This window comes from Trichococcus palustris, from assembly GCF_900114465.1.
Lineage (GTDB): Bacteria > Bacillota > Bacilli > Lactobacillales > Aerococcaceae > Trichococcus > Trichococcus palustris.
Genome location: NZ_FOTD01000013.1, coordinates 64651 through 89988 on the forward strand (window position 1 = coordinate 64651; position 25338 = coordinate 89988).

23 protein-coding genes and 1 other annotated feature are annotated in these 25338 nt (G+C 45.5%); of the genes, 11 read left to right on the plus strand and 12 right to left on the minus strand.

Translation table 11 applies throughout. From position 1 onward, the window contains the following. Window positions 1-37 precede the first annotated feature (37 nt). The 5 genes from BM101_RS09525 to BM101_RS09545 form a co-directional block, all read right to left on the minus strand. A complete protein-coding gene (locus BM101_RS09525; protein WP_087032243.1) occupies window positions 38-1306 on the minus strand; it encodes a UDP-N-acetylglucosamine 1-carboxyvinyltransferase in 1269 nt (422 codons plus the stop codon). Between the two features lie 743 nt (window positions 1307-2049). Continuing rightward, a complete protein-coding gene (gene fba / locus BM101_RS09530; RefSeq protein WP_087032241.1) occupies window positions 2050-2907 on the minus strand; it encodes a class II fructose-1,6-bisphosphate aldolase in 858 nt (285 codons plus the stop codon). A gap of 326 nt (window positions 2908-3233) precedes the next feature. Further along, window positions 3234-4844: a CTP synthase gene (locus BM101_RS09535; protein WP_087032238.1), complete on the minus strand. Its 1611-nt coding sequence runs from the start codon at window positions 4842-4844 to the stop codon at window positions 3234-3236. A 214-nt stretch (window positions 4845-5058) separates the two neighbouring features. Beyond that, window positions 5059-5670, minus strand: a complete 612-nt coding sequence (gene rpoE / locus BM101_RS09540; RefSeq protein WP_087032236.1) for a DNA-directed RNA polymerase subunit delta — start codon at window positions 5668-5670, stop codon at window positions 5059-5061. A 44-nt stretch (window positions 5671-5714) separates the two neighbouring features. Continuing rightward, window positions 5715-6140 (minus strand): YwiB family protein, encoded by a 426-nt coding sequence (locus BM101_RS09545; RefSeq protein ID WP_143084452.1) that lies wholly within the window; start codon window positions 6138-6140, stop codon window positions 5715-5717. 233 nt (window positions 6141-6373) lie between these two features. Between BM101_RS09545 and BM101_RS09550 the strand changes: the two genes are divergently transcribed. Genes BM101_RS09550 through yidA form a run of 3 tightly spaced genes read left to right on the plus strand, consistent with a single transcriptional unit; the run spans window position 6374 to window position 9434 of the window. Further along, window positions 6374-7234, plus strand: a complete 861-nt coding sequence (locus BM101_RS09550; RefSeq protein ID WP_087032230.1) for a lipoate--protein ligase family protein — start codon at window positions 6374-6376, stop codon at window positions 7232-7234. Between the two features lie 11 nt (window positions 7235-7245). Beyond that, complete coding sequence (locus BM101_RS09555) at window positions 7246-8631, plus strand: HD domain-containing protein (protein ID WP_087032228.1); 1386 nt, start codon at window positions 7246-7248, stop codon at window positions 8629-8631. Continuing rightward, window positions 8628-9434, plus strand: coding sequence for a sugar-phosphatase (gene yidA, locus BM101_RS09560; protein WP_087032225.1), 807 nt, complete (start codon window positions 8628-8630; stop codon window positions 9432-9434). Before BM101_RS09555 ends, yidA begins: the two co-directional genes overlap by 4 nt. A 221-nt stretch (window positions 9435-9655) precedes the next feature. On the opposite strand, the gene BM101_RS09565 is transcribed toward yidA, so the two are convergent. After that, entirely contained in the window at window positions 9656-10018 is a 363-nt protein-coding gene (locus BM101_RS09565; RefSeq protein ID WP_087032224.1) for a winged helix-turn-helix transcriptional regulator, read from the minus strand. Between the two features lie 125 nt (window positions 10019-10143). Here BM101_RS09565 and BM101_RS09570 point away from each other — a divergent pair, with 125 nt between their 5' ends. Beyond that, the gene (locus BM101_RS09570) at window positions 10144-11259 is read left to right on the plus strand and encodes an S-(hydroxymethyl)glutathione dehydrogenase/class III alcohol dehydrogenase (protein WP_087032223.1); all 1116 of its coding nucleotides are present in this window, start codon (window positions 10144-10146) and stop codon (window positions 11257-11259) included. A gap of 4 nt (window positions 11260-11263) precedes the next feature. Then, on the plus strand, window positions 11264-12097 hold the full coding sequence (fghA, locus tag BM101_RS09575; RefSeq protein WP_087032221.1) for an S-formylglutathione hydrolase: 834 nt from the start codon (window positions 11264-11266) through the stop codon (window positions 12095-12097). A gap of 149 nt (window positions 12098-12246) precedes the next feature. Here fghA and BM101_RS09580 read toward each other — a convergent pair whose 3' ends face one another. Continuing rightward, window positions 12247-12453: a 2-hydroxymuconate tautomerase gene (locus BM101_RS09580; protein WP_256212225.1), complete on the minus strand. Its 207-nt coding sequence runs from the start codon at window positions 12451-12453 to the stop codon at window positions 12247-12249. A 54-nt stretch (window positions 12454-12507) separates the two neighbouring features. Then, window positions 12508-13665, minus strand: a complete 1158-nt coding sequence (locus BM101_RS09585) for an aminotransferase class I/II-fold pyridoxal phosphate-dependent enzyme (RefSeq protein WP_245825675.1) — start codon at window positions 13663-13665, stop codon at window positions 12508-12510. Window positions 13666-13952: 287 nt separating this feature from the next. Further along, window positions 13953-14218: a binding site (T-box leader), on the plus strand. A gap of 361 nt (window positions 14219-14579) precedes the next feature. Here BM101_RS09585 and BM101_RS09590 point away from each other — a divergent pair. From BM101_RS09590 to BM101_RS09610, 5 genes are all read left to right on the plus strand, one after another. Then, window positions 14580-15656, plus strand: coding sequence for a methionine ABC transporter ATP-binding protein (locus BM101_RS09590; protein ID WP_087032213.1), 1077 nt, complete (start codon window positions 14580-14582; stop codon window positions 15654-15656). Beyond that, the gene (locus BM101_RS09595) at window positions 15653-16333 is read left to right on the plus strand and encodes a methionine ABC transporter permease (protein ID WP_087032211.1); all 681 of its coding nucleotides are present in this window, start codon (window positions 15653-15655) and stop codon (window positions 16331-16333) included. Before BM101_RS09590 ends, BM101_RS09595 begins: the two co-directional genes overlap by 4 nt. 180 nt (window positions 16334-16513) lie before the next feature. Then, a complete protein-coding gene (locus tag BM101_RS09600) occupies window positions 16514-17365 on the plus strand; it encodes a MetQ/NlpA family ABC transporter substrate-binding protein (RefSeq protein ID WP_087032209.1) in 852 nt (283 codons plus the stop codon). Between the two features lie 93 nt (window positions 17366-17458). Continuing rightward, a complete protein-coding gene (locus BM101_RS09605; protein ID WP_087032206.1) occupies window positions 17459-18313 on the plus strand; it encodes a MetQ/NlpA family ABC transporter substrate-binding protein in 855 nt (284 codons plus the stop codon). A 308-nt stretch (window positions 18314-18621) separates the two neighbouring features. Continuing rightward, a complete protein-coding gene (locus tag BM101_RS09610) occupies window positions 18622-19809 on the plus strand; it encodes an amidohydrolase (protein ID WP_087032204.1) in 1188 nt (395 codons plus the stop codon). Window positions 19810-19919: 110 nt separating this feature from the next. Here BM101_RS09610 and mgsA read toward each other — a convergent pair whose 3' ends face one another. The 3 genes from mgsA to BM101_RS09625 all read right to left on the minus strand — a co-directional run bounded on the left by mgsA (window position 19920) and on the right by BM101_RS09625 (window position 22435). Further along, entirely contained in the window at window positions 19920-20336 is a 417-nt protein-coding gene (gene mgsA / locus BM101_RS09615) for a methylglyoxal synthase (RefSeq protein WP_087032202.1), read from the minus strand. 408 nt (window positions 20337-20744) lie between these two features. Then, a complete protein-coding gene (locus tag BM101_RS09620) occupies window positions 20745-22181 on the minus strand; it encodes a 6-phospho-beta-glucosidase (RefSeq protein WP_087032200.1) in 1437 nt (478 codons plus the stop codon). A gap of 14 nt (window positions 22182-22195) precedes the next feature. After that, window positions 22196-22435: a SemiSWEET transporter gene (locus BM101_RS09625; protein WP_087032198.1), complete on the minus strand. Its 240-nt coding sequence runs from the start codon at window positions 22433-22435 to the stop codon at window positions 22196-22198. A gap of 228 nt (window positions 22436-22663) precedes the next feature. On the opposite strand from BM101_RS09625, the gene BM101_RS09630 reads away from it, so the two are divergent. Next, window positions 22664-23581 (plus strand): MurR/RpiR family transcriptional regulator, encoded by a 918-nt coding sequence (locus tag BM101_RS09630; RefSeq protein WP_087032196.1) that lies wholly within the window; start codon window positions 22664-22666, stop codon window positions 23579-23581. A gap of 182 nt (window positions 23582-23763) precedes the next feature. Here BM101_RS09630 and BM101_RS09635 read toward each other — a convergent pair whose 3' ends face one another. Then, entirely contained in the window at window positions 23764-25089 is a 1326-nt protein-coding gene (locus tag BM101_RS09635) for an IS3 family transposase (protein WP_093399856.1), read from the minus strand. Between the last annotated feature and the right edge of the window lie 249 nt (window positions 25090-25338).

The window sequence follows — 25338 nt, forward strand, 5'->3', positions numbered from 1 at the left end:
GTGCCTTGGGCCAACAACTTTGTCTTCACATTCTTGATCAGTCTTCTTCAATCATCCGAATATCCGCACCTAGTGCCGTCAGTTTTTCGACGATATGATCGTATCCGCGCAGGATGTACTCCACGCCCGAAATGGTTGTCGTACCTTCAGCCATCAAACCGGCAATGACCAGGCAGGCCCCCGCTCGCAAATCGCTGGCTGTCACTTCCGCGCCGGTCAATTTGTTTGGTCCCTGCATGAAAATCATATCGCTCTCCACTTTAGCGTTCGCGCCCATTCTGCGCAGTTCCGGGATATGATTGACGCGCTTTGGATAGATCGTATCGATGATGGTACCGTCTCCGCTGGCTTTCAACAGCAGCGGCGTAAGTGGTTGTTGCAGATCGGTCGCAAAACCGGGATAAGGCAATGTTTTGATGTGGACCATTTTTAAGTTGTCGGATTTTTTGACGAGGATGCTGTCCTCTCCGATTTCCATATCCACGCCCATCTCTTCCATTTTAGCGATCAGACTTTCGATATGCTCCACAATGACATTTTTCACGAGTACGCGTTCCCCCATTGCCGCAGCTGCAGCCAGATAGGTCCCCGCTTCGATCCTGTCGGGAATCACGGTATGCCTGCAGCCGTGGAGTGTTTCGACGCCTTCGATGCGGATGATGTCTGTACCCGCTCCCCGGATTTTGGCACCCATGTTGTTCAATAACGTGCAGACATCGATGATTTCCGGTTCTTTCGCCACATTTTCGATGACGGTCTTGCCCTTCGCTTTTACTGCTGCAAGAATGATGTTGATGGTCGCACCGATCGAAACGACGTCCAGATAGATGCGTCCCCCTTGCAAGCCTTCTTCTGGGGAAGTCAAATAGATGGCGCCCATTTCATTGCGCACGGTGGCACCCAACGCTTCAAAGCCTTTGATATGCTGGTCGATCGGTCTTGGCCCCAAAAAGCAGCCGCCCGGCAATCCGATGACGCCTTTGCCGAATTTCGAAAGGATGGCACCCATAAAGTAATAAGAAGCACGCAGACTGGTGATTTTACCGTTAGGCATCGGGATGGAAATCATGTTGGTAGGGTCAATCGTGATGATCCCTTCGTCTTCTTCGAAAGATACGGCCACATTGAAATCGCGCAGGATTCCGATCAAGGAATGTACATCTTGTATATTCGGAATGCCTTCCAAAACAACCGGCGAATCCGCTAAGATTGCAGCGGGAATCAAGGCGACCGTACTATTTTTAGCTCCACTGATTGTGATTTCACCGTTTAGTGGTTTGTTCCCTTCTATTACTAACTTTTTCATAAAATATCCTCACTTTATATATAGTAGAAGCCAGGACAAAGCCCTCGCCTTCGTGCATCATAAGAACGTTTTCGCTTAAACGCGGTCCAAAAAACCGGACCGTTGCCGTTTTGTCATGCCCTTTGTTATATTCAAAAATCCCTCTGGCATTATGTACAGAAGTCTAACAGATTTTTGTCCCGCCCTCAAATAAATAGCGGCTTTCGCCTCGACAACTTGCTTCACAAGTATATCTCCGCAATGGAACTGGATTCACATTTTTAACAGCGACAGAAGACATGGTTCTGCTAACTCTAATTTTAACAAAAATAGAGCATGCTTTACTAGTTTTTATTGAATAAATGTTCGTATTCCGTATATTTCTCAATTTTATAGGAATAACGGTAGTCGAAGAGCGTCCCATTTCACCTCGTTGATACTGAAGCTTGCTTTTCGCCAGAAGGTAAACTGTTTTCCTGCCCTCTATCCATGATATTTAAAAAACTCAGAAATACAAAGAAAAGCAACCAAGCATGAAAATCGTTTCAAAAAATGTGCCGCATGGCATCAATAAAAAACTTCGCGCGTCTGCTCCGCCAGGACACAACACGCCTTGACAAGATAGCGGCTTTTTGCAAGAAAATCCTTGCGACGTCCCCTCTATCCACATTTTTAAGCCGACTCGCGAAGCATGATGCTTCTCTAACTAGAAAAGGAGGCCCGGGACCTTTGTCCCAGACCTCCTTAAAGTTTAATTTTTTAGATTAAGCTTTTTGGCTTGAGCCAAAAACTTGCATTCTTTGTTTAACTAAAGCAACGATAGCAGCTTTACCAGGTCCGATAACTTTACGAGGATCGTAAACGTTAGCGTCTGCTGCTAATGTTTCTCTTACAGCAGCTGTCCATACTTGTTGGCATTCAGTGTTAACGTTGATTTTTGAATGTCCGAACTCGATAGCTTTTTTGATTTGATGTTCTGGAATTCCTGAACCGCCATGCAATACCAATGGTTTGTGTGTCAATTCGGAAATTTCTTTCATCTCTGCAAAACCTAAGACAGGTTCGCCTGAGTAAGGGCCATGAACAGAACCTAACGCAGCAGCTAATGCATCGATGCCTGACTCAGTTGTCATGCGTAAGCATTCAGCTGGGTTAGCGTATTGGATTCCTCCAGTGATGCCATCTTCCGTACCGCCGACAGTTCCTACTTCAGCTTCAACAGAAGCACCTTTAGACTTAGCATATTCTACTACTAATTTAGTTTGCGCAATGTTTTCGTCGATAGAATAATGTGATTTATCGATCATTACAGATGAATAACCAGCATCGATAGCAGCTTTACAGTTTTCAAAGCTTGTACCGTGGTCTAAATGCAATGCTACAGGAACAGTGATATTCATAGTTTCTAATAAAGCATTAGTCATTGCTGCAACAACTAAATGCCCACCCATGTATTTAGCAGCGCCTTCAGAAACACCTAAGATAACTGGTGAGTTTTCTGCTTGAGCAGCTTCTAATACGGCTTGTGTCCATTCTAAGTTGTTGATATTGAATTGTCCTACAGCATATTTCCCAGCCAAAGCTTTGTTTAACATATCTGTCATACTTACTAAACGACTCATTAATGTTGCCTCCTTGGAATCCATTGTTTTCTTTTGTTTGTAAAACCTTTATACCTTGGAATATAAACCTTTACAACAAGTTTATTTTAGCAGAAAATGAAAACATTTACTACCTTTTTTGAGTCAAACATTCCGAGGGGAAAGCAATATTAGTCAATTTTTTTGAAAGCGTCTGTTATTTTGAGCCTGCTGAAAAAGCGAAGAATCGTTACCCGGCGTAAAAATAATCGCCACTTCCGCAAAGAAAACCGCATCAAAATGGGTATAACTTCCATTTTAATGCGGTTTTCTTATTCCTTCATTTTAGGGCTTTTTCACCAATATCGTTATTTTCCGGCTTTTTTTAACGAAGCTGCAATGAAGCCATCGAAAATTGGTTGCGGTCTGTTCGGACGAGAAATGAACTCCGGATGGAATTGAACGGCGATATAGAATGGATGATTTTTCAATTCCACGATTTCCACCAATCGTTGGTCAGGAGAAACGCCGGAGAAGATCATTCCTTTTTCCGCTAAAATTTCACGGTATTTGTTGTTGAATTCATAACGGTGGCGGTGGCGTTCTTGGACCATGTCCGCATTGTGATAAAGTTCTTTCGCCAATGTGCCGTCTTTCAATTCGCATGGATACAGGCCAAGTCGCAATGTTCCGCCCATTTCATCGATGTTTTCTTGATCCGGCATCAAATCGATGATGTTATTTTTGCATTCCGGATTTGTTTCGGCTGAGTCTGCGCCTTCCAATCCGGCAACATTCCGGGCGAATTCCACACAAGCCAACTGCATCCCTAAGCAGATACCGAAGAAGGGCACGTTATTCTCGCGGGCATATTGAATGGCAGCGATCTTCCCTTCAATCCCACGGTCACCGAATCCTCCGGGAACCAAAATGCCGTCTACTGTTCCCAAATATGTTTTTGCGTTTTCGGTTGTCACTTCTTCGGCATTGATCCATTGGATGTCGATATCGGTATCATGGGCAAAGCCGGCGTGTTTCAATGCTTCCGCAACGGATAAGTACGCATCCTGCAATTCCACATATTTGCCGACAAGCGCAATTTTTGTTGTTTTCTTAAGGTTTTGAACTTTATCAACCAATGCTTTCCAATCGGTCATGTCGGCTTGCGGCAAATCTTTCAGATTCAAATAATCGCAGACGATTTGATCCATGTTTTGCGCTTGCAGCATCAACGGGATTTGGTACAGCGTTTCAACGTCGCGCGACTCGATGACAGCCTCTGGTTTTACGTCACAGAAGGAAGCCAATTTATCTTTGATGTGCTGCGGCAAAGGAACTTCCGTACGCACCACTAGAATATTCGGTTGGATCCCCAAACTGCGCAGCTCTTTCACGCTGTGTTGTGTCGGTTTTGTCTTCAGCTCGCCTGCTGCACGTAAATAGGGGATCAACGTTGTATGGATATACAATACGTTCTCCGGGCCGACTTCCATTCTCATTTGGCGTAATGCTTCCAGGAATGGCAGCGACTCGATATCCCCTACCGTACCGCCCACTTCTGTGATGACGATGTCGGAGTCCGTTGTTTCGCCGGCGCGCATGATTTTTTCTTTGATTTCATTTGTGATATGCGGAATAACTTGGACTGTCGCTCCCAGGTAGTCCCCTTTGCGTTCTTTGCGGATGACTTCTGAATACACTTTACCGGTCGTTACGTTTGAATATTGATTCAAGTTGATGTCGATAAAGCGTTCATAGTGGCCCAAATCCAAATCTGTTTCTGTACCATCATCGGTAACGAAAACTTCACCATGCTGGTATGGGCTCATTGTCCCTGGATCCACGTTGATGTATGGATCGAATTTTTGGATTGTGATTTTCAATCCGCGATTTTTCAACAATCTGCCCAATGATGCAGCTACGATCCCTTTTCCGATTGAAGAGACAACCCCGCCTGTAACGAAAATATATTTAGTCATTTTTCTTCCCCCTGCTCAAAGTATGCACACCCTATGTGTGACGGTTCCTCAGACGCTACAAAAAAAATAAAACTCCCCATTCCGTTTGGAACAGGGAGCCGTTCAATATTCAATGTATGCTTTTCCAAAAAGAAATGCTTTTTGGGAGCCCAATGAAGATAATACATTCAATTCAGAAGAGTGTCAAGAATAAATCGTGAAACGGGAAAGGAATCTATTCCTTATCTTCTTTTTCTTCTTCGAACTCTTCGTCTTCGAATTCTTCTTCCTCTTCGAACTCTTCATCCACAATCAAGGTCAGGTCTTCTTCGATGCCGCTTGTGATGTCATCATCGTCAACTGGTACCCCATCGATAATATCCACACTGTCAACATCATCGACTTCATCTTCATCCACATCGATGTCTTCATCCTCATCCGCAACATCGTTATCTTCCGGATCGTCGTCGTTGTAGTCGATGACATCTTCATCATCTTCGGATGTAGCAAATGCATTTAACTTCTTGCGTTTCTTGCGGCGTACTTTCACTTCATCTTCATCAATTGTAGAAAGAATCTCTTCATCGATTGAATCAATTGGATACCATGAACGTAATCCCCAACGATTTTCCCCTAAGGAAATAAAGCTGCCGTCAATGTTCAAGTCAGTATAGAAACGTGTCATTTTGCCTTCTAATTCTTGGTCCGCCATTTCCAGATAGTCTTGTACTTGCACCAATAATTGGTTAAAGTCCAGTACGTTACCGGTTTCTTCGAAAATTGCATGTGCAACTTCTATCATTGATAATTCGTTTTTGTTCGTACCATCTAATTGCTTCAATTTCAATGGTGTCACATCCTTTCAAAAGTTTACTCTTAATCATACAATACTCAGGTAGTGAATTGCAATCGAATTTGATAATCCCCCAATTTTTGTTCATTGAATTGAAGTTCGTATTGCAAAAAAATATTCCCTGCAAATGGCTTTTCTTTGAAATCCAAGACCATCTGCTTCGTGACGGTTTGGATTTCCATCAATCCCCCTGGGGTCGGAACGGTCGCCACCCCTTTCGCTGCCGCAGCGAAGCTCATGCGTGAGGTCTGCTCCATTCTGCGTATGATCGTCATCTTCCCTTCGCGGGAAACCTTGAACGTAACCGCTACAGCCGTATCTGTCTCCTCATAGCGAAGATAGAGCCAATCTCCCATTTCCACTATCTGGCCCATCCCTTCATAAAGGAAAACTTCTTGGTCGCCTTCCTGATCCACCAGCGTCTCCAACCGGAACTGAATCGGCATCCCTGCTTTTAATGACAATCTTCCCACCTCGTTAATCGTTAATCCTGAATCTGATTCTTTATTGCCGCTGCCAGGCACCCTGTTGCATCTGCCTATTTTCCTATAGTATAGCTTTACAAACGAGCACTGGTCAATCTTTACCGGCCAAAATTAAGCAGAAAGGATGCCTTTTTGGGCAAAACACCGTTCCATTGCCCCAGAACTTTGCTATAATGGACGCATAATCATTTCATTGAGATAAGGAAACGCATATGACAAACTATTTGGATAACAATACCTACTATATATATGATAGTTCCGTGGATGCTTTCAAGGAGGACAAGCTTTCCCATTTCGCATTGGGGGACGCTTTGATCCGCGCGGTGGGGAACGGCGAAGCCCCTGCCGCCCTGCATTTTTGGCCGATTGATAATCTTGTCATACTGGGCATGATGGACACCCGCTTGCCTTATTTGCAGGATGGTATCCGCTTCTTAAGGGACAGCCAATCCGACGTCCTCGTAAGGAATGCCGGCGGATTGGCGGTTGTGGCGGATGACGGCATCCTGAATTTCTCCTTGGTCCTGCCGGATACGGAAAAATGCAAGCTATCCATCAACGACGGCTATACCGTCATGAAAACATTGATAGAGCAGACTTTCGCTGACTCAAACAAGACCATCGCGGCCTTCGAAATCAGCGACTCCTATTGCCCGGGCGATTTCGATCTGAGCATCGACGGCAAGAAATTCGCCGGCATTGCGCAGCGCCGTTTCAAAAATGGCGTATCGATCATGATCTACATGAGCATCAACGGGGATCAGCAAAAACGCGGCGCCTTGATTCGCCGGTTCTATGAGTTGGGGCTGAGGCAGGAAACCACCCGTTGGCACTTTCCGACCGTCAATCCGGATTCCATGGCCAATCTAAGCGATTTATTGGGCATGCCGTTGACGGTCGACGCTGTGAAGGAACGGATCCTGACGGCGCTGGCAGCAAACGGGAACGCTCTGATTGAAGGCCCCTATTCAACAAAATTGCTGGCCGACTATCAGACTGCTTATGAGAAAATGAAAAAACGCAACGAACAGATCGACGAGAACAAAGCGACAGGCATCGAACAAGAGAAATGAGGCGAGGCTAGATGAGCACGCATTACACCGCGGATTTGCTGCCGAAAGAAAAAGTATTCCGTGATCCGGTCCACGACTACATCCACATCCAGCATCAAGTCATCATGGATTTAATCAACTCAAGTGAATTCCAGCGGTTGCGCCGTATCAAGCAATTGGGCACCTCTTCCTTCACCTTCCATGGCGCAGAACATTCACGCTTCAATCATTCCTTGGGTGTCTATGAAATTGCCCGCCGGATCTGCGACAAGTTTGTCCGTAATTATCCCAGCAAAGAAGCCGGGGACGGCTTATGGAATGACGAGGAACGTCTGGTGACGCTGTGCGCCGCCCTCCTGCATGACATCGGCCATGGACCCTTTTCCCATACGTTCGAAAAGATCTTTGCCACCGATCATGAAGCCATCACGGTGGCCATCATCACTTCCCCGGATACGGAAGTGAATCGGATCCTGAGGAGGATCGGACCCGACTTCCCGAACCAAGTCGCCGCCGTCATAGCAAAAACCTACGACAATCCGCAGGTGATCCAGCTGATTTCCAGCCAGATCGATGCCGATAGGATGGATTACCTGTTGCGGGATGCCTACTACTCGGGCGTCACCTATGGAACCTTCGATCTGACAAGGATCCTGCGTGTCATCCGGCCTTACAAAGAGGGGATAGCCTTCGATGTCTCCGGTATGCACGCGGTGGAAGATTACATCGTCAGCCGTTATCAGATGTATATGCAGATCTATTTCCATCCGGTATCGCGCGGCATGGAAGTGGTGCTCAGCCATCTGATGAAACGCGCAAAGGATGTCTACCTGGATGAACAGTCCGAATTCCAACATAGCGCAACCTTTTTGGTTCCCTTTTTCAAGCAAACGTGGACATTGAAAGACTATCTGCGCCTGGACGATGGGGTCTTGACGACCTATTTCAACCATTGGATGGATGAGAAGGACCCGATTTTGAGTGACTTGGCGCACCGGTTCATCAATCGCCATCCATTCAAATCGGTCCGTTACCTGAAAGGCTGGGATGATGCCACCATCGAAAAAATGAGCACGCTCATCGAAAGGATGGGCTTCAACCGGGACTACTACACCGCGATAAACAATAGCTATGATCTGCCCTACGATTTGTATCGTCCCAATCAAGCGACCACCAAAACCCAGATTGAACTGGTCCAAAAAAATGGCGCGTTCCTGGAGTTATCGCAGGCAAGTCCCATCGTCTCCTCCCTGACAGGCAAAATCCGGGGCGACGAGCGTTTCTATTTCCCGCGGGAAATCACGCATCCCGACGATGAAGAAGGCATTAATTTATTTGAATCATTATCGCAAGCATTCCTTGCTTATATTGAGAATGATGAGATTTCACCACAAAAGAACACAGGAGGTTCGGTATGAGTATTAAATTGATTGCCATCGATATCGATGGAACATTGGTAGATCCGGAGTTTAAAATCACTCCCGAAGTAAAAGCAGCCATCACGGAGGCCCGTGAGAAAGGCGTCAAAATCGTACTGTGTACCGGCAGACCCTTGCCGGGCGTACAACGTTACATCCAGGAATTGGAATTGGATAAGGATGACGACTTCGTCATCACCTACAACGGTTCGTTGGTCTTGTCCACTTCAACAAATGAAGTGCTCGTTTCCCACACATTGGATTACAGCGACTTTGTCAAAATCAATGCATTGGCCGATAAATTCAACGTCCATACCCATGGGATTGATAACGAAGCGATCTATACCGCAAACAAAGACATCAGCATCTTCACCACCCGCGAGTCATTCATTACGACGATGCCGATCCGTTACCGTTCGCTGGCTGAGTTGCCGGAAGACAAACTGTTCACGAAAATCATGTTCATTGATAACGCTGAATTATTGGAACAAATGATTCCGGAAATTCCGGCATCGTTCCATGAAGATTACGTGATTGTCCGCAGCGAACCGCATTTCTTGGAAGTCTTGAATAAAGACGCCGGCAAAGCGAGCGCATTGGTTGAACTTGCCGCCTTATTGAAGATCGATGCGGAAGACATCATGGCCATCGGCGACAATGAAAATGACCTCACTATGATCGAATATGCCGGTGTCGGCGTCGCCATGGGGAATGCGGTCGATAAAGTAAAAGAAGCCGCGGACTTCGTCACAAAATCGAATGCCGAAAGCGGCGTTGCCTTTGCGATCAGAGCCTACATTTAAGCTGAATTTGCAAACGGTGCAGCCTTTTGGAACCTAAATAGGGTTGGCCATAAGTAGCCAGCTGATAAAAATAGGATGACATTTCAGGGATTTTCCTGGAGTCATCCTATTTTTTCTTTTTGTTTTATCCATAATGAGTTTGGAAACATTCAAAAAATCACGAAGCGCCTTCCTATCGACCGCTTCGTGGTTTCATTGATAGAACCGTTTGTGCCGTTTTCTTAATCGGCTGATGGTGCATCCGCATTTTTTTCTAAAAAGTCCCTGAAATCATCTCCCCAATCGCAGACGGAATTTACAACGGGTTCCAGCAGCCGGCCGATTTCGGTCAGTTCGTACTCCACTTTAGGCGGAACAACCGGGTATACAAAGCGCGTGATTATTTTATCTTCCTCCAATTCCCTTAATTGTCTGATCAACATGCGTTGATTGACATTGGAAAGGATTTTTTGGATTTCGTTTAACCTTAGTGGCGATTGCTGAAGCAAACACCAGATGATCGCTATTTTCCAACGTCCGCCGATAACGGATAGAGCCAAATCTTTGCTGGTGAAAAAAGTTTTTTCTTTGTAATGTATTTCCATCTATTCCCATCCCCTTCCGATATTATCACGGTCATAGTGACAAAAACGTCAGTATTGCACGACTTATTATAGTGTGTGATTATAGGAATGTAAATATTGGAAAACAAAAGAAAGAAGGGATTCATATGAAAAGTAGAGCTGCTGTTGCATTTAAACCCGGTGAACCGCTTAAAATTGTAGAAATAGATGTAGAAGAACCAAAAGCAAAAGAGGTATTAGTGAAAATTCTGTATACGTCAGTCTGTCATACCGATGCTTTTACCTTATCCGGTGATGATCCAGAAGGCGTTTTCCCTGCTGTGCTGGGGCATGAAGGCGCTGGTGTTGTCGTTGCTGTAGGCGAGGAAGTTACTTCGGTAAAACCGGGGGATCATGTGATTCCGCTGTATACGGCCGAATGCGGGGAATGTAAATTCTGCCTTTCCGGTAAAACAAACCTATGCAGCGCCGTACGGGAAACGCAAGGGAAAGGTTTAATGCCCGATGGAACAACTCGTTTCTCTTACAATGGGGAGCCTATTTATCATTACATGGGAACAAGCACCTTCAGCGAATATACAGTCATTCCTGAAATATCCTTGGCAAAAATCGACCCAGAAGCGCCGCTTGATAAAGTGTGCCTATTCGGATGCGGCGTCACTACGGGCATCGGCGCTGTCCACAACACAGCCAAAGTTGAAGAAGGAGCTGTGGCAGCCGTATTTGGTCTGGGCGCTATCGGTTTGGCCGCTATCCAAGGATTGGTTCAAGCAAAAGCGAGCCGGATCATTGCTGTAGACTTAAATGAAAATAAGTTTGAATTAGCAAAAAAAATGGGCGCGACTGATTTCATCAATCCTTCCAGATTCGATAAGCCGATCCAAGAGGTCATCATCGAAATGACCGACGGCGGAGTAGATTACAGCTTCGAGTGTATCGGGAACGTTGAAGTCATGAAATCCGCACTTGAATGCTGCCATAAGGGTTGGGGCGAAAGTGTCATCATCGGTGTAGCCGGCGCAGGCAAAGAGATCCATACCCGTCCCTTCCAATTAGTGACCGGGCGCGTATGGCGTGGGTCAGCCTTTGGCGGCGTTAAAGGCAGAACGGAACTGCCGGGAATGGTTGAAGACTACATGAACGGCGAAATCGATCTGGATTCGTTCATTACGCACCACTTGGAGTTTACGGACATCAATGAGGCTTTTGATTTGCTTCATAAAGGGGAATCGATCCGTACGATTCTAACCTATGGGGAGTGAGATCATGAGCCTTAAACGTATCGAGCAACATCGCTCTTTCAATGGGGAGCTGTGCAAGTACAGCCACTATTCGGAAGTACTGCAATGTGAGATGACATTCAGCCTCTACTTGCCATCGAATGAAGAAATTAAGAAAATCCCTCTCATTTGGTGGCTATCCGGGTTGACTTGTACCGATGATAATTTCAGTCAAAAAAGCGGATTCCAAAGGTTGGCTGAAAAACATCAAGTGGCGGTAATCATTCCGGACACATCACCACGCGGGGAAAATGTCCCTGATGATGAAGCGTGGGACCTTGGACAGGGTGCAAGTTTCTATCTGGACGCTACCCAAGATCCCTGGGCTAAGCATTATAAGATGTATACATATATAACAGATGAATTAACCGCCCTTGCGTCGACTTTGGTACCTCATTTTTCAGGAAAAGAAAGCATCATGGGCCACTCAATGGGCGGCCATGGCGCTTTAGTGATCGGCATGAAAAATGCTGCGCGATTCCAAGCAATTTCCGCATTTTCTCCTATTTTAAGTCCTAGTCAAGCCCCGTGGGGAATAAAGGCTTTTACAGCTTATTTAGGTGAAGATAAAGCTTCCTGGAAAGAATGGGATGCTTCCGAACTAGTCAAAGAAGCCAGCGTCCCGCCTGTCCTCATTACGCAAGGGAGCCAAGATGCGTTTTATCCAAAACAACTGGAAGAAACTGTTTTCTTGAAGCATGCTCGGGAAAAGGATCGCGTAGTCCATTACACGAAAAAGGAAGGTTATGACCATAGCTATTTCTTTATCGCTACTTTTTTGGATGAACATTTCGCCTTCCATATGAATTACTTAAGATAAGTCTTTTTTGCAATAACATCTGTAATGGAAACAAAAGAAAAAGAGGAAGATGCTAGGTTATTTCCCTAGCGTCTTCCTCTTTTTTTGCTTTCGGCTGCGGGCTTATGCCCCGGCCACATTCATTATGCGTACTGTTCGGAGGGCGGCATTCATTCCCCTGCGAATTCACCGTTTTTCGTCAGGTGTTGTTTCGATATTTCATTCAGGATGACGTGCACGCTCTCTTTTGATACGTTCGCATTTTTGACGACCGCTTCCACTACATCGCGCATCAATCCTTGTTTTTGTTCGTCGGTACGGCCTTCCAGTAATTCAATATGTACATATGGCATCGCTGTTTCCCTCTTTTCGTTTATTTTTCTTTTCAAATGGGAGTGTTCATCCCCTGAAAGGTTAACCTTTTTTCAGCATCATTTGGCGGAGATATACTCTTTCAGGCGGCGCATCGCTTCGATGACCTGTTCGGTGCTTAAGGCATAACTCATGCGCACATAGCCTTCTCCGCCAGGTCCAAAGATCGATCCCGGCAACATGCCCACTTTGGCATTCATGCCCATTTCACGGCAGAACGCCTTTTCATCAGTTCCGAACTTGGCGGGTATTTTGGCGAAGACATAGAAAGCTCCGTCCGGTTCAGGAACGACAAAGCCCATTTCCCTTAGGGCCGGAACGATGATGTCTTTTCTTTTCTCATACTCTTTGCGCATCTTTTCAACGTCAGCGGCACTGTTGCGGAACGCTTCCTCTGCGGCACGGTGGGATACCGTCACGCCCGTCGTCACCATCGTTTGATGGGCTTTGAATATGGCCGGAATCCACTTTTTATCTGCAGCCACTATCCCGACGCGCCAACCCGTCATCGCATAGGATTTGGAGACGCCATTCAGCAAGATCGTGCGGTCCGGCAGCATTTTCGCGATCGACGAATGTTTTGCACCGTAAGTCAATTCGCTGTAGATTTCATCGCTGATGACAAAAATATCGTATTTTGCGATGGCTTCAGCCAAGGCCTGCAACTGCTCCTCCGTGTAGGTGACGCCCGTCGGATTGCTTGGATAATTCAAGAAGATCGCTTTCACATTTTCGTTTTCCGCCATCGTTTTGTGCAGTAATTCCGGCGTCATCAGGAAACCGGTCTGTGAAGTATCGACTTCCACATTCTGGCCATAAGCGACCAATACCGCTTGTCCGTATAACGGGAAATAAGGGGATGGGATGATCACTTTTTCGCCTGGATTAAGCAGGCCTAGAACGACCGCATAAATCGATTCTGTCGCGCCGACCGTCATGATGATTTCCGTCTCGGGGTCATAGCTGACACCGTACCGATTTTCAAGAAAATCACTGGCCGCTTTACGTACGCCAATTTCTCCCATTGAATGGGCATAATGGGAAGCGTTGTCTTCGATCGCTTTGATGGCGGCCGTTTTCACATTTTCCGGCATGTCGAAATCGGGTTCACCGATCGTCATCGGGATACATCCTTCGACGCTACGGAAAAGCCCGTCAAATTCGCGGATCTGGGATGGCAGAATCAAATCTAATTGTGCATTTGTGCTTAAAACCATTTTTATATCCTCCATTCTTCTATAGGAGCCCGTCTCTCTTCCAACCTGCATTGAAAAAAGGTGGCCATCCTTTTCTAACTTTAAGGTTCAACAACCCCTAGTTTCTCATATAATTTTAATACTAACAAGAATACGACGAATACCTTCAAAAGTCAACGGTTATAAGGCATTCCCCTTGATCCGGCCACCTTCCGAGGAAACGGAATCGGACCATCATTAAAATTTCTCATCTTTTTTAATTTTTCTGTTGACAAAGAAATGTGGATTGGTTATAGTTATCACATCCAAAAAACACAACGAAAAGAAGAGTAAATCGTCTCATTCCTTTATTAGAGAGCTTGGTCAGGTGAAAGCAAGCAAGGAATACATGGTTGAAGATGGTCTTGGAGTGGCTTGTCCGAAAGTTTTCTTAAGGGCAGGACGGGAGCGCCCGTTACAGTGTCACAGTATAGCTTGCAGCAATTTGCGGGTGTACTGGCTAAGGCAAAAACAGCGATGTTTTTGTAAACTAAGGTGGTAACACGAGATTGAACTTTGACCTCTCGTCCTTATCTTTCACATAAAAGATGTGATGGATGGGGACGGGAGTTTTTTTATTTTTATCAGCAGTAAACGCAGTGAAGAGGAAAGTAAAGATCTGGATGTATGACAGCGAGCCTGGGTTGATGAGAACAGGTATACAGAAGGGTTTTGAAAATGGCCTCAGAGCGGGGAGGATGAGCTTCTTAATGAAGTAAATCCTCCCAGGAGCACCCTTTATCGTGCAAGAGTGGAAAGCTATCCACTCGCAAAGGAATCTCGCCGTGAGGAAGATTCGAACAAAGGTGGTAACACGATGCATCCGCATTCGTCCTGAACGTCATATTTATTGATGTAGGATGGGTGCTTTTTTTATTATCAAGGAGGAAAGACAAATGATCAGTTTACAGAGTATCTCGGTAACATTTAAAACGGATAAAAATAAAGCCGTCCACGCCGTCAAAAACGTTTCATTGGAAGTGGATAAAGGCGATGTATATGGAATCGTCGGCTACAGCGGCGCCGGCAAGAGCACCTTGGTCAGGACAATCAATCTATTGCAACGACCAACCGAAGGAAAAGTCATCGTAAACGGAAAAGACATCATGGCTTTGAGCGACAAGGAGCTGCGCGAATCACGCAAGAAAATCGGGATGATCTTCCAGCATTTCAACCTGATGCGTTCCCGCACGATTTACGACAACGTTGCCTTCCCCTTGAAGAAGTCTTCATTGAGTAAAGGCGAAATTCACCAAAAGGTTACCGAATTGCTATCATTGGTCGGTCTATCCGAAAAAGCGAAAGCCTACCCTTCCCAATTATCCGGCGGGCAGAAGCAGCGGGTGGCGATTGCCAGAGCTTTGGCGAACGATCCGGAAGTGCTGCTTTGCGACGAAGCGACCAGCGCCTTGGACCCGAAAACAACCTCTTCCATCCTGGAATTATTGAAAGAGCTGAATAAGAAATTGAACCTGACGATCGTCATCATCACGCATGAGATGCAAGTCGTCAAAGAAATCTGCAATAAAGTTGCCGTGATGGAAGATGGTCATGTCATTGAACGCGGCTCTATCCTGGACATTTTCACAAAGCCGCAAAATCAATTGACGAAAGACTTCATCGATACCGCCACCCATGTGGAGCAAGGGATCGAAACGGTCATCACCCACCCTACCCTTTTGAACCTGAAGGAAGACGATGTGTTGACGAAGCTCTCCTTCGTCGGCGGCTCGACAAGCGAACCGTTGATCGCCAAGCTGGCGAATTCATTCAACGTCCAAGGCAATATTCTTTTCGGGAATGTCGAAATTCTGCAGGATACACCGGTCGGAACGCTGTTGCTGGTACTTAGCGGCACACCGGAATCCGTGACAAGAGCTATCCGTTATCTACAAGACAACGACGTCTCTGTTGATATCATCACAGCTGAAACCATCGCCGAAAAGAAAAATAAAGGAGGAGACGAAGAATGAACGAATTATTGACAAAACTTCTGCCAAACGTCTCTAAGATTTGGGATGAAGTATGGCTCAGCACGTGGGAAACCTTGTACATGACCTTGATTGCCGCTTTGATTGCCGGCGTTTTGGGTGTCATTTTAGGGGTTATCCTGTTGGTGACCCAAGAAGGCGGCCTTTTGGAAAATAAAGTCAGCTATGGGGTATTGGACAAATTGGTGAATATCTTCCGTTCACTGCCTTTCATCATTTTGATGGCTTTGATCGTGCCGTTTACCCGCTTCATCGTCGGGACATCGATCGGAACAACCGCTTCAATCGTACCTTTGGTGGTAGCGACCGTTCCCTTCTACGCCCGCCAAATCCAAAACGCCTTGGTTGAAGTCGACCCTGGTGTCATCGAGGCGGCCGAAGCGATGGGTGCCAGCCCATGGGATATCATTTTCCGCGTCTATCTGAAAGAAGGCTTGGCAGGCATCATCCGCGTTTCATCCGTTACGATCATCAACCTGATCGGCTTAACGGCGATGGCCGGCGCTATCGGCGGAGGCGGCTTGGGTAATCTGGCCATCACCCGCGGATACAACAGATTCCAAAATGACGTGACGCTTGTCGCAACGATCATCATCCTGATCATCGTATTCATCAGCCAAGCCATCGGCAATGCACTCGTTAAAAAAGTAAGCCATTAAATATTAGAAAAACGTTCCAAGCCCGCTCTGCCTCGACAGAAATAATAAGGTATGTCTTGGCTCGCAGAGCCAAGAGGACCCTTCATCTTTATTCCGAGAGGCAGGCTTGGAAAGCTAGACAACTTTATTATTGGAAATTATTGACTAAAAAAACAAACAAAATTTGGGAGGAAATCAATTATGAAAAAGAAAGACTTATTATTCTCTGGTGTTGCAGCACTGACTTTATTCTTGGCAGCTTGCGGCGGTGGCCAAACGACCGCTGATTCTTCAAAGGAGGCAGCCACTTCCGCTGCGGAAACAGTAAAAATCGGTGTAGTCAGCGAAGTGGAAGTTGATGTGTGGAAAGATGTGGCCAGCCGTTTGAAAAATCAAGGCATCGACCTGGAAGTCGTCCAATTCAGCGACTATGTGCAACCGAACGTAGCCTTGACGAACGGCGATATCGATCTGAATGCCTTCCAACATATTGCCTATCTGAAAGACTTCAATGCCAACAACAATTCGGACATTACACCGATCGGATTCACTTATATTTCCCCGCTTGGATTGTATTCTGAAAAAGTGACCGACTACAAAGATATTCCTGAGGGCGCCAAAATCACGATTCCCAACGACGTAACGAACGGCGGCCGCGCCCTATTGCTGTTGCAAGCAATCGGCTTGATCAAAGTGGATGAAGCGAAAGGGACTACGCCAACGGTAAGCGACATCACCGAAAACCCTAAAAATGTCACTTTTGAAGAATTGGATGCGGCACAAGTCGCTCGTTCTCTTCCGGATGTGGACGCAGCGGTGATCAACACCAACTACGCGACAGACTCAGGACTGGATCCTAAAAAAGATTCCTTATTCTTGGATACAGACAACATCGCAGCCGTAGCCGATGTCTACAAAAATGTTGTAGCAGCCCGCGCTGAAGATGCAGACAATGCAACCTACAAAAAAATCGTCGCTGAATACCAGACCGATGCAACAGCAGCCAAGATTGAAGAGGTTACGAAAGGCAATGACGTCCCAGCCTGGAAATAACAAAAAGCTAGTTTAAAATATGGTTTAGACTCACGTTTGCAGTGCGTGATTTAAATAAAAAAATATAAGATGGATATCTTAGGAGGAAAATATATGAAGAAGAAAAGTTTATTAGGCGGTATCATTCTCTCAGCATCTCTATTCTTAGCGGCATGCGGCAGCACAGGCTCGACAACAGCCTCATCCGAGGCTGTCTCATCAGCGGCAACCGAACCGACAACCGTAAAAATCGGTTTGGTAAGTGAGTCGGCAGTTTCAATTTGGCAAGCGGTGGCTGATCGTTTACAAAAGCAAAATATCGATTTGGAGATTGTCAAATTTACGGACTACAACCAACCGAACATCGCCTTGCAAAATGGCGACATCGATTTGAACGCTTTCCAACACATAGCGTTCTTGGATAACTATAACGCCAATAACAATGCTGATTTGACGCCGATCGGATTTACATTCGTTTCGCCACTAGGCATCTACTCAGATAAATACACTGACTACAAAGAAATCAAAGATGGCGACACCATCGCTATCCCGAATGACGTAACAAACGGCGGCCGTGCGTTATTGCTGTTGCAAGCCATTGATTTGATCAAGTTGGATAACGCAACCGGCACAACCCCTACCGTAAGTGATATCGTGGAAAACCCTAAAAACCTGAACATCCAAGAATTGGATGCAGCCCAATTGCCACGCTCCCTTCAAGATGTAGGTGCTGCAGTCATCAATACAAACTTCGCTGTCGATGCTGGACTTGTCCCGACAAAAGATGCCCTTTACTTGGATACAGAAAACATCCAAAAAGTATTGGATATCTACAAGAATGTTATCGCAGCCCGCGCTGAAGATGTGGATAACGCAGTCTACAAAAAAGTTGTAGCTGAATATCAAACAGAGGAAACAAAAGCATTGATTGCCGAAACAACAAAAAATACGGACATCCCTGCTTGGTAAGCCTCTTCACAAAGATATTTTCCGTTCCGGATCAAGCATGACCAAATACGAAATTTAAGATTAGCATCAAGCCGGCGTGTTTCATTCACGCCGCCCTTGATGCTATCTTTATATACAAAACCATCGTCTCCTACTATCAATCGGAAGGAACTGCCAAAGTGATCTCTGAAGCATCAAAAGGATTACAATTCCCAGTATGGGAAAAAGCCGAATAAGCTGATACCCGGGTTTATGGATTACCATCTACAAGCGGAATTTCGAGGAATTCCGCTTTTGTTATCTATTTTATTTGGAAAGGAAGTCATCACATGTCAATCGAACAAACAACCATCCATCAAGAGGTTGCAGCTGTCTACGATTATATTGTCAGTCTGCGCCGGCATTTCCACCAACATCCTGAAGTGAGCCTCAAGGAATTCGAAACCATCCAACGCATCAAAGAGGAGTTGGATGAAATCGGCATCGACTATATACCCGTCGGAGAAACTGGCGTGCTGGCAACATTGCGGGGCGGAAAGGGAGCCGGCAAGAAAATCCTTCTGCGTGCCGACATCGATGCCCTTCCCTTGCCCGATCAAACCGGCGCTCCCTATGCTTCACTCAATCCCGGCGCCAACCACGCCTGCGGCCATGACGGCCATGCCTCTGCCCTGTTGGGAGCCATCAGGGTTCTGAAATCCTATCAGAGCGATTTTGCGGGAACCATCCAGTTTGCCTTCCAACCCGCTGAAGAAATCGGTGCGGGCGCCCGCCAATTTGTCCGCGGCGGCTTCATCGACGATATCGACCATGTCTTCGGCATCCATTTGCAATCCGGCACAGCATTGGGCAAGATCGTCGCGACTCCCGGCCCTTCGAACGCCTCCTGCGACATCTTCAAGATCAAAGTGCACGGCAAGAGCGGCCATGTATCCCGCCCTGACTTAGGTCGTGATGCTTTGGTGAGCGCAGCCGCAATCGTCACCGAACTGCAGACAATCGTCTCCCGCGAAGTAAACCCGACCGACGAAGTTGTCGTCGGCATCGGCGTCCTCCACGCCGGCACCAACTACAATATCATCGCCAACGAAGCCGATATCGAAGGAACCGTGCGCACCTTCAGCCCCCAAGTCCGCGCCCAGGTATTGGCAGCAGTGGAAAGGATCGCCAAAAATACTGCGGAATCGCACCGCACAACCATCGAGTTTTCAAACTACGATGCAGCCGCCCCATTGATCAATGACCTTGCCGCGGCCGAGCACGCCTTCAAGGTGGCTGCCAAAATCGTCGGCGAAGGCAATGTCATCACAAATGCTCCGAAAAGAATGGGGGCAGATGACTTCGCCGATTACTTAGCGGTGGCACCGGGCGTCTATTGTTTCGTTGGAACACAGAGCGACGAAAAGACTTCCTATGATCATCATCATGAAAAATTTGACATCGACGAAAAAGGATTGGCGATTGCAGCGGAACTGCACGTATCCTACGCACTGGAATATCTGCAAAACCCATTTTAAGAAATAAAGCACTGCCTTCCCTAGTATTCAGGAAAGTGCAGTGCTTTTTTTGCAAAAAAAAAAAACGGAGAATTGCTGCCAACGAGCTGTTCTCCGTTTCAATCATTCCACTAGAATTTGATGCTTCCTTCAGCATTGTAGAATTGACGCCAATCCACAAAGCCCGCATCCAAACCGCGCAATATCACTTCCGCCGTCCCGATGTTGGTTGCCAACGGAATTTCATAGACATCGCTCAACCGGATCAAAGCTGTTACGTCCGGTTCATGCGGCATGGCTGCCAATGGATCCCTCAAGAAGATGACCACATCCATCATATTTTCGGAAATCATGGCGCCGATTTGTTGGTCTCCGCCCAGCGGACCTGATTTGAAACGATGAACGTCCAATCCGGTTGCCTCCATGATGCGTAAGCCTGTCGTCCCAGTTGCATAAAGCTCATGTTTTTCAAGGATCATTTTATATGCGGTACACAATTGGATCATCAAGTCTTTTTTTCTGTCGTGCGCGATTAATGCTACTCTCACAGTGTTTCCTCCTTACCTTTTCTCATACAAATAGTATAACATCTTTCAAAGAAACTGTGATATTTCCGGTTCGAAAAATAAAGACACGCTGCTTAAAAAAGCAAAAATTAGTTGGGATTTCTTCACATTTTTTTCACAACTCAGGACTATTATAAGGATAAGCCAATCACAAACAATCTTTATTCTTTTTCTTTACTCCTCCAAAGTAAAGAGCAACTCCTTTAGGCCACCAACCCAATCGGTTGGTGGTTTTTTTGTAGGATTCCATAGCGGTCTTGACAAAAAGCCAAAAAAGACAAGCCCAATGAGATGATAGTCATCTTCCTGAGCTTGTCTTTTTAGTGCCAGCGGCCGTCCAGATCCATGCAGCATCAATCCGCTTTGATCCTACCGCTGTAGTTTATTGGATTATTCCAATTCTTCCCCGTTGGACGCGATAACTTTCTTATACCATTCGAAGGAATCCTTTTTGCTTCTTTCCAATGTCCCGTTGCCTTCATTGTCTCTGTCCACATAGATGAAGCCGTAACGTTTCTTCATTTCGCCGGTCGTGAAGGATACGCAGTCGATGCAGCCCCAAGGTGTATAGCCCATCAGGTCGACGCCGTCCTCTTCGACAGCCTTCTTCATTTCTTGGATGTGCGTCTTCAGGTAGTCGATGCGGTAAGGATCGTGGCAGCTGCCGTCCTCTTCCTTGACATCGATGGCACCGAAACCATTTTCGACGATGAACAATGGTTTTTCGTAGCGTTCATAGAACAGATTCAAGGTGTAACGCAAACCTTCCGGATCAATCGCCCATCCCCAGTCGGACTCTTCGATGAATGGATTTTTCACGGAATGTGCGCTGGAGCCGTCCAAGGCTTTCGATACATCTTTGTTTACAGTCGAATCGACGCAGTTGCTCATATAGTAAGAGAAGCCGATGTAATCGACTGTCCCCTCAGCCAAAGCTTTTTTGTCTTCTTCGGTGATGTCCAGGTTGAAGCCTTCTCTTTCGAACATCTTCAAGGCATAAGCCGGATAGTGGCCGCGGCATTGGACATCGCAGAAGAACCAACGGTCATGCATCATTTGGTTCGACAGCACCATGTCAGCAGGACGAGAGGAATACGGATAGATCGGAACCATGGCGATCATATTCCCGATCTGGAAATCCGGGTTGATCTCTTTGCCTATTTTTACAGCCAAAGCGCTGGCAAGCAATTCATAGTGTCCGCATTGGTACATGGCTTCTTCCGGGTTCGGATAATCGCCGAAATGCGCTCCTGAGTTGGTCCAGCCGAAGATATCATTTTTATAATTCATTTGGTTGTTGATTTCATTGAAGGTCATCCAATATTTTACTTTATCCTTGTAGCGCTTGAAGCAGACTTCCGAAAAATTGACGAAGAAGTCCACTGTCTTGCGGTTCATGAAGCCGCCGTATTCTTTGGCCAAGTGATAAGGCATTTCGAAGTGGGAAAGTGTGATGACCGGTTCGATCCCGTACTTCAACAACTCATCGAAGACATCATCATAGAACTGCAGGCCTTCTTCATTAGGCTCGGCTTCATCGCCGTTCGGGAAGATGCGCGACCAAGCGATCGAGGTGCGGAAGCACTTGAAGCCCATTTCGGCGAACAAAGCGATGTCTTCTTTGTAGCGTCCATAGAAGTCGATGCCGACGTGGTTCGGATAATAATTGCCTTCAACCACACCGTCCGTGATGACGCGGGGAACGCCGTGCGCTCCGGCTGTCATGACGTCCGCCACGCTCAACCCCTTGGAAGTGTTCAAAACCCCTCCTTCAAATTGATGCGCTGCTAAGGCGCCGCCCCATAAAAAATCTTTGTCCAATGCCATAATGATCTCTCCTCTTATTTATATTTGATTTTAAACGTCAAGATGATGGATGCCAAAACAAATGTCACAGCATTAGCCCCAATCACTGCATAATCTTGGATAATAAAACCATGAATCATCCATAAAAACACCCCAACGACAAACATTGTATACATCCCAAGAGATATCCCCGATGTATCCTTTGTTTTAATGACTTGCCATGCTTGCGGCACAAAAGATAACGTTGTCAATAATGCTGCTATGATACCTATCATTGCTACTCCCCCTATTTTTATAGATATGCGACTCAGAAACCTCAGAAGACCACTGCAATCTTTCTACAACTCGATTATAATGGATAGAGAAACATTAACAATCTATTCCGGGCACTCCGTAACAGCGTTTACAAATTCCCTGTTTTTTTCCTTCAGATTATTAAATAAGATTCGCAAATTCTGATATGATTGTCTTGAAAATAAGTAGAAATATAAAGGAGGGTAAAAATGCTCATTAGAGAACGGCTTGAGAGCTTTGATTTTTCCAATAGCGAAAAAAAAATTACCGCCTATATTTTAGAGAAGAAAATGTCCATCAAGGATATGACAACCAAAGAGATTGCTGAAGCCACGTATACTTCTCCTTCCACACTGGTAAGGATTGCCCATAAAATGAATTTCAGCGGTTGGAGCGACCTGAAGGAAGCTTTCTTAAAAGAGGAAGAATACCTGCAGAAACATTTCCGCGACATCAATGCCAATCTTCCTTTTCAAAACAATGATACCATTATGTCGATTGCAAGCAAAATTGCTGCCTTGGAAAAAGAATCCATCGATGACACCTTGTCGCTCATCACCCATGACGACTTGCAGAAAGCCATCCAAATCATCAGAAAATCGTCCTATATCAGTCTTTTTGCCGTCAGCAACAACCTGTTGATCACACAGGAATTCCAGCATAATATGTCGCGGATCAAAAAACGGGTGGATATCTGCTCGTTACAAGGCGAAATCATCTTCAAGGCGAGCTTGGCGGATCCTTCTTCGTGCGCGATTATCGTTTCCTATTCCGGAGAAACGGAAATATTGAATCAAACGATCCAGACTTTGAAAGGGAACAAAATTCCAGTCATCGCCATCACCAATATCGGGGACAACACGACGGCACGGCTTGCTGATTGCGTCCTCAGGATCTCAACAAGGGAAAAACTGTATTCCAAAATCGCTACCTTCTCCACCGACAGCGCCATCGTCTATTTGTTGGACGTGCTCTATTCCTGCATCTTTGCGCTTGATTACGATACGAATCTGCAGCTGAGGATCAACACCTCAAAAATGATCGAATCGGCCAGGTTCTCAACATTGGATATCATCAAGGAAGAGGAGCACGTTTCGAACCCGCGTGACAAGGACGGTACTTCTTGAAAAAAGAAAAAATAAGTTAAGGATCCTTCACAACTTTTTCATAACTTTGGCCTATTATAAGCATAAGCCAATCGTAAACAATCTTTTCATTCTCTTACTCCTCCAAAGAAAAGAGAAACCCCTACAACTCCACCGCCCAAAGTAATATGGACCCATTGTCAAGGACATTAAAAAAAGACACCTTATGCAGCACCCAATAATATTTGCTCCCTGTAAAGAACAGGGGGCAATTTTTTTAGATTCCATTGTCCGCGTTCGTTGTTGTAATAGTCAATGTAATCATCTACAATTGCCCGTAAATCTTCCAGATTTTCACAATCTTTATAATCTATTTCATCTTTCAGATGTCCAAAGAACGACTCTTGCGGAGCGTTATCCCAACAGTTACCTCTTCTTGACATGGACTGACCTAAATGATTATCAGCCAACTTCTTATGGAATTTAGGACTAGTGTAATGGACGCCCTGATCTGAATGGATAAAGGCATCTTCATGCAGCGTGGCACCGTGGGCGCTCGCCAATAGATTAATGGTATTTAGAGAAATATCAAGTTTCAGGCTATCAGATACATAGTGGGCTAGAATCTCTTTCGTTGCGCCATCTTTGACGGTCGACAAATAACCTATAAAGCCATTGGCCCCAGGCAAATAGGTGATATCTGTTAACAGAACTTTTTTGGCTACCCCCTGATCAAATTGACGTTTTAACTTGTTCTCAACAGTGCTATGTTCTTTGGTAGCTTTCGCAATTCTCTTGTACGGATTCGCTTTACGAATAGGGCAGAAGATATTATATTTCCTCATCAACCGCTGCACTTTTTTACGATTGACCGTAATCCCAAATTTATTCTTGAAGTACATCACAATGCTTCGAGAACCTTTCTTGTAGCCACGGTAGTTATACGCTTCTTCGATTTTGATTTTCCAGAATTGATCTTCCTCTTCTCGTGAATTTCTACTGTCCGCATTCTTTATATAATTGTAGTATCCTGAACGAGAAACACCCAATAGCTCACATGCATCAATGATTGTTCCTGTATAAGAACCGTCGGTTTTCATCCCATGGATTCTTGCGAAGATATCGCTAATATTTTCAGCGTTTTCTAGCCTCCTTTCGCTCCATTCTGATTTTTTTAACAGTTCATTTTCCTGTTCTAACAATGAAATTTTAGCTTGTAACTTTTCAATTTGTTGCTCAGGTGTTAGTTCTGTCTTTCGAGCTCTGCCTGAAGAATTTTTTCTGGTGTCTTCCAATGCCAAAATGCCATTTTCACGATATCTTTTTCGCCATTTCTTCGCAAATGACTTTATCCTGTCATCACCAATCATTTCCGGATCAAACCCTGCTTCAATAAAAATTTGCTTAGTAGTTTTCATGTTTAATGTTTCTGAAATGAAGTGGCGTTTGAACTCGTCGGTATAAGTAATGCTTTTATCAGAAACATTTTTTACATATTGGTTTTCCTTCAAAATTTGGACCTGACTTGGTGTAAAAGTTAATTTCGACATTCAGTGATTCCTTTCTGCACGAAGTGCAATAGATGTGGATTATGGGCTTGAAGGACTTGGCGACTAGCATTACCCGGTTTGTGAAATCTGTCAAAAGAAGGAGCGACAGCGGCTTTTGACTGATTTCTCAAATTGGGTTATCATCGCGACGCCACTTCAAGCATCAACTTATTTTTCTCTTTTAAGTATACAAAAATGGACCCTATAGAGGGCACTTTTTTTAGTGTCCATTCTATAGGGTCCATTTTA

What these genes read in the sequence shown, in the direction of transcription:
- BM101_RS09620 (WP_087032200.1), bottom strand. Translation starts at nt 22,181, where the DNA reads ATGGCATTGGACAAAGATTTTTTATGGGGCGGCGCCTTAGCAGCGCAT.
- BM101_RS09635 (WP_093399856.1), bottom strand. Translation starts at nt 25,089, where the DNA reads ATGTCGAAATTAACTTTTACACCAAGTCAGGTCCAAATTTTGAAGGAA.
- BM101_RS09610 (WP_087032204.1), top strand. Translation starts at nt 18,622, where the DNA reads ATGTCAATCGAACAAACAACCATCCATCAAGAGGTTGCAGCTGTCTAC.
- yidA (WP_087032225.1), top strand. Translation starts at nt 8,628, where the DNA reads ATGAGTATTAAATTGATTGCCATCGATATCGATGGAACATTGGTAGAT.
- BM101_RS09555 (WP_087032228.1), top strand. Translation starts at nt 7,246, where the DNA reads ATGAGCACGCATTACACCGCGGATTTGCTGCCGAAAGAAAAAGTATTC.
- BM101_RS09535 (WP_087032238.1), bottom strand. Translation starts at nt 4,844, where the DNA reads ATGACTAAATATATTTTCGTTACAGGCGGGGTTGTCTCTTCAATCGGA.
- BM101_RS09600 (WP_087032209.1), top strand. Translation starts at nt 16,514, where the DNA reads ATGAAAAAGAAAGACTTATTATTCTCTGGTGTTGCAGCACTGACTTTA.
- BM101_RS09595 (WP_087032211.1), top strand. Translation starts at nt 15,653, where the DNA reads ATGAACGAATTATTGACAAAACTTCTGCCAAACGTCTCTAAGATTTGG.
- fghA (WP_087032221.1), top strand. Translation starts at nt 11,264, where the DNA reads ATGAGCCTTAAACGTATCGAGCAACATCGCTCTTTCAATGGGGAGCTG.
- BM101_RS09570 (WP_087032223.1), top strand. Translation starts at nt 10,144, where the DNA reads ATGAAAAGTAGAGCTGCTGTTGCATTTAAACCCGGTGAACCGCTTAAA.
- BM101_RS09625 (WP_087032198.1), bottom strand. Translation starts at nt 22,435, where the DNA reads ATGATAGGTATCATAGCAGCATTATTGACAACGTTATCTTTTGTGCCG.
- BM101_RS09590 (WP_087032213.1), top strand. Translation starts at nt 14,580, where the DNA reads ATGATCAGTTTACAGAGTATCTCGGTAACATTTAAAACGGATAAAAAT.
- fba (WP_087032241.1), bottom strand. Translation starts at nt 2,907, where the DNA reads ATGAGTCGTTTAGTAAGTATGACAGATATGTTAAACAAAGCTTTGGCT.
- BM101_RS09605 (WP_087032206.1), top strand. Translation starts at nt 17,459, where the DNA reads ATGAAGAAGAAAAGTTTATTAGGCGGTATCATTCTCTCAGCATCTCTA.
- BM101_RS09525 (WP_087032243.1), bottom strand. Translation starts at nt 1,306, where the DNA reads ATGAAAAAGTTAGTAATAGAAGGGAACAAACCACTAAACGGTGAAATC.
- BM101_RS09550 (WP_087032230.1), top strand. Translation starts at nt 6,374, where the DNA reads ATGACAAACTATTTGGATAACAATACCTACTATATATATGATAGTTCC.
- BM101_RS09630 (WP_087032196.1), top strand. Translation starts at nt 22,664, where the DNA reads ATGCTCATTAGAGAACGGCTTGAGAGCTTTGATTTTTCCAATAGCGAA.
- BM101_RS09585 (WP_245825675.1), bottom strand. Translation starts at nt 13,665, where the DNA reads ATGGTTTTAAGCACAAATGCACAATTAGATTTGATTCTGCCATCCCAG.
- BM101_RS09565 (WP_087032224.1), bottom strand. Translation starts at nt 10,018, where the DNA reads ATGGAAATACATTACAAAGAAAAAACTTTTTTCACCAGCAAAGATTTG.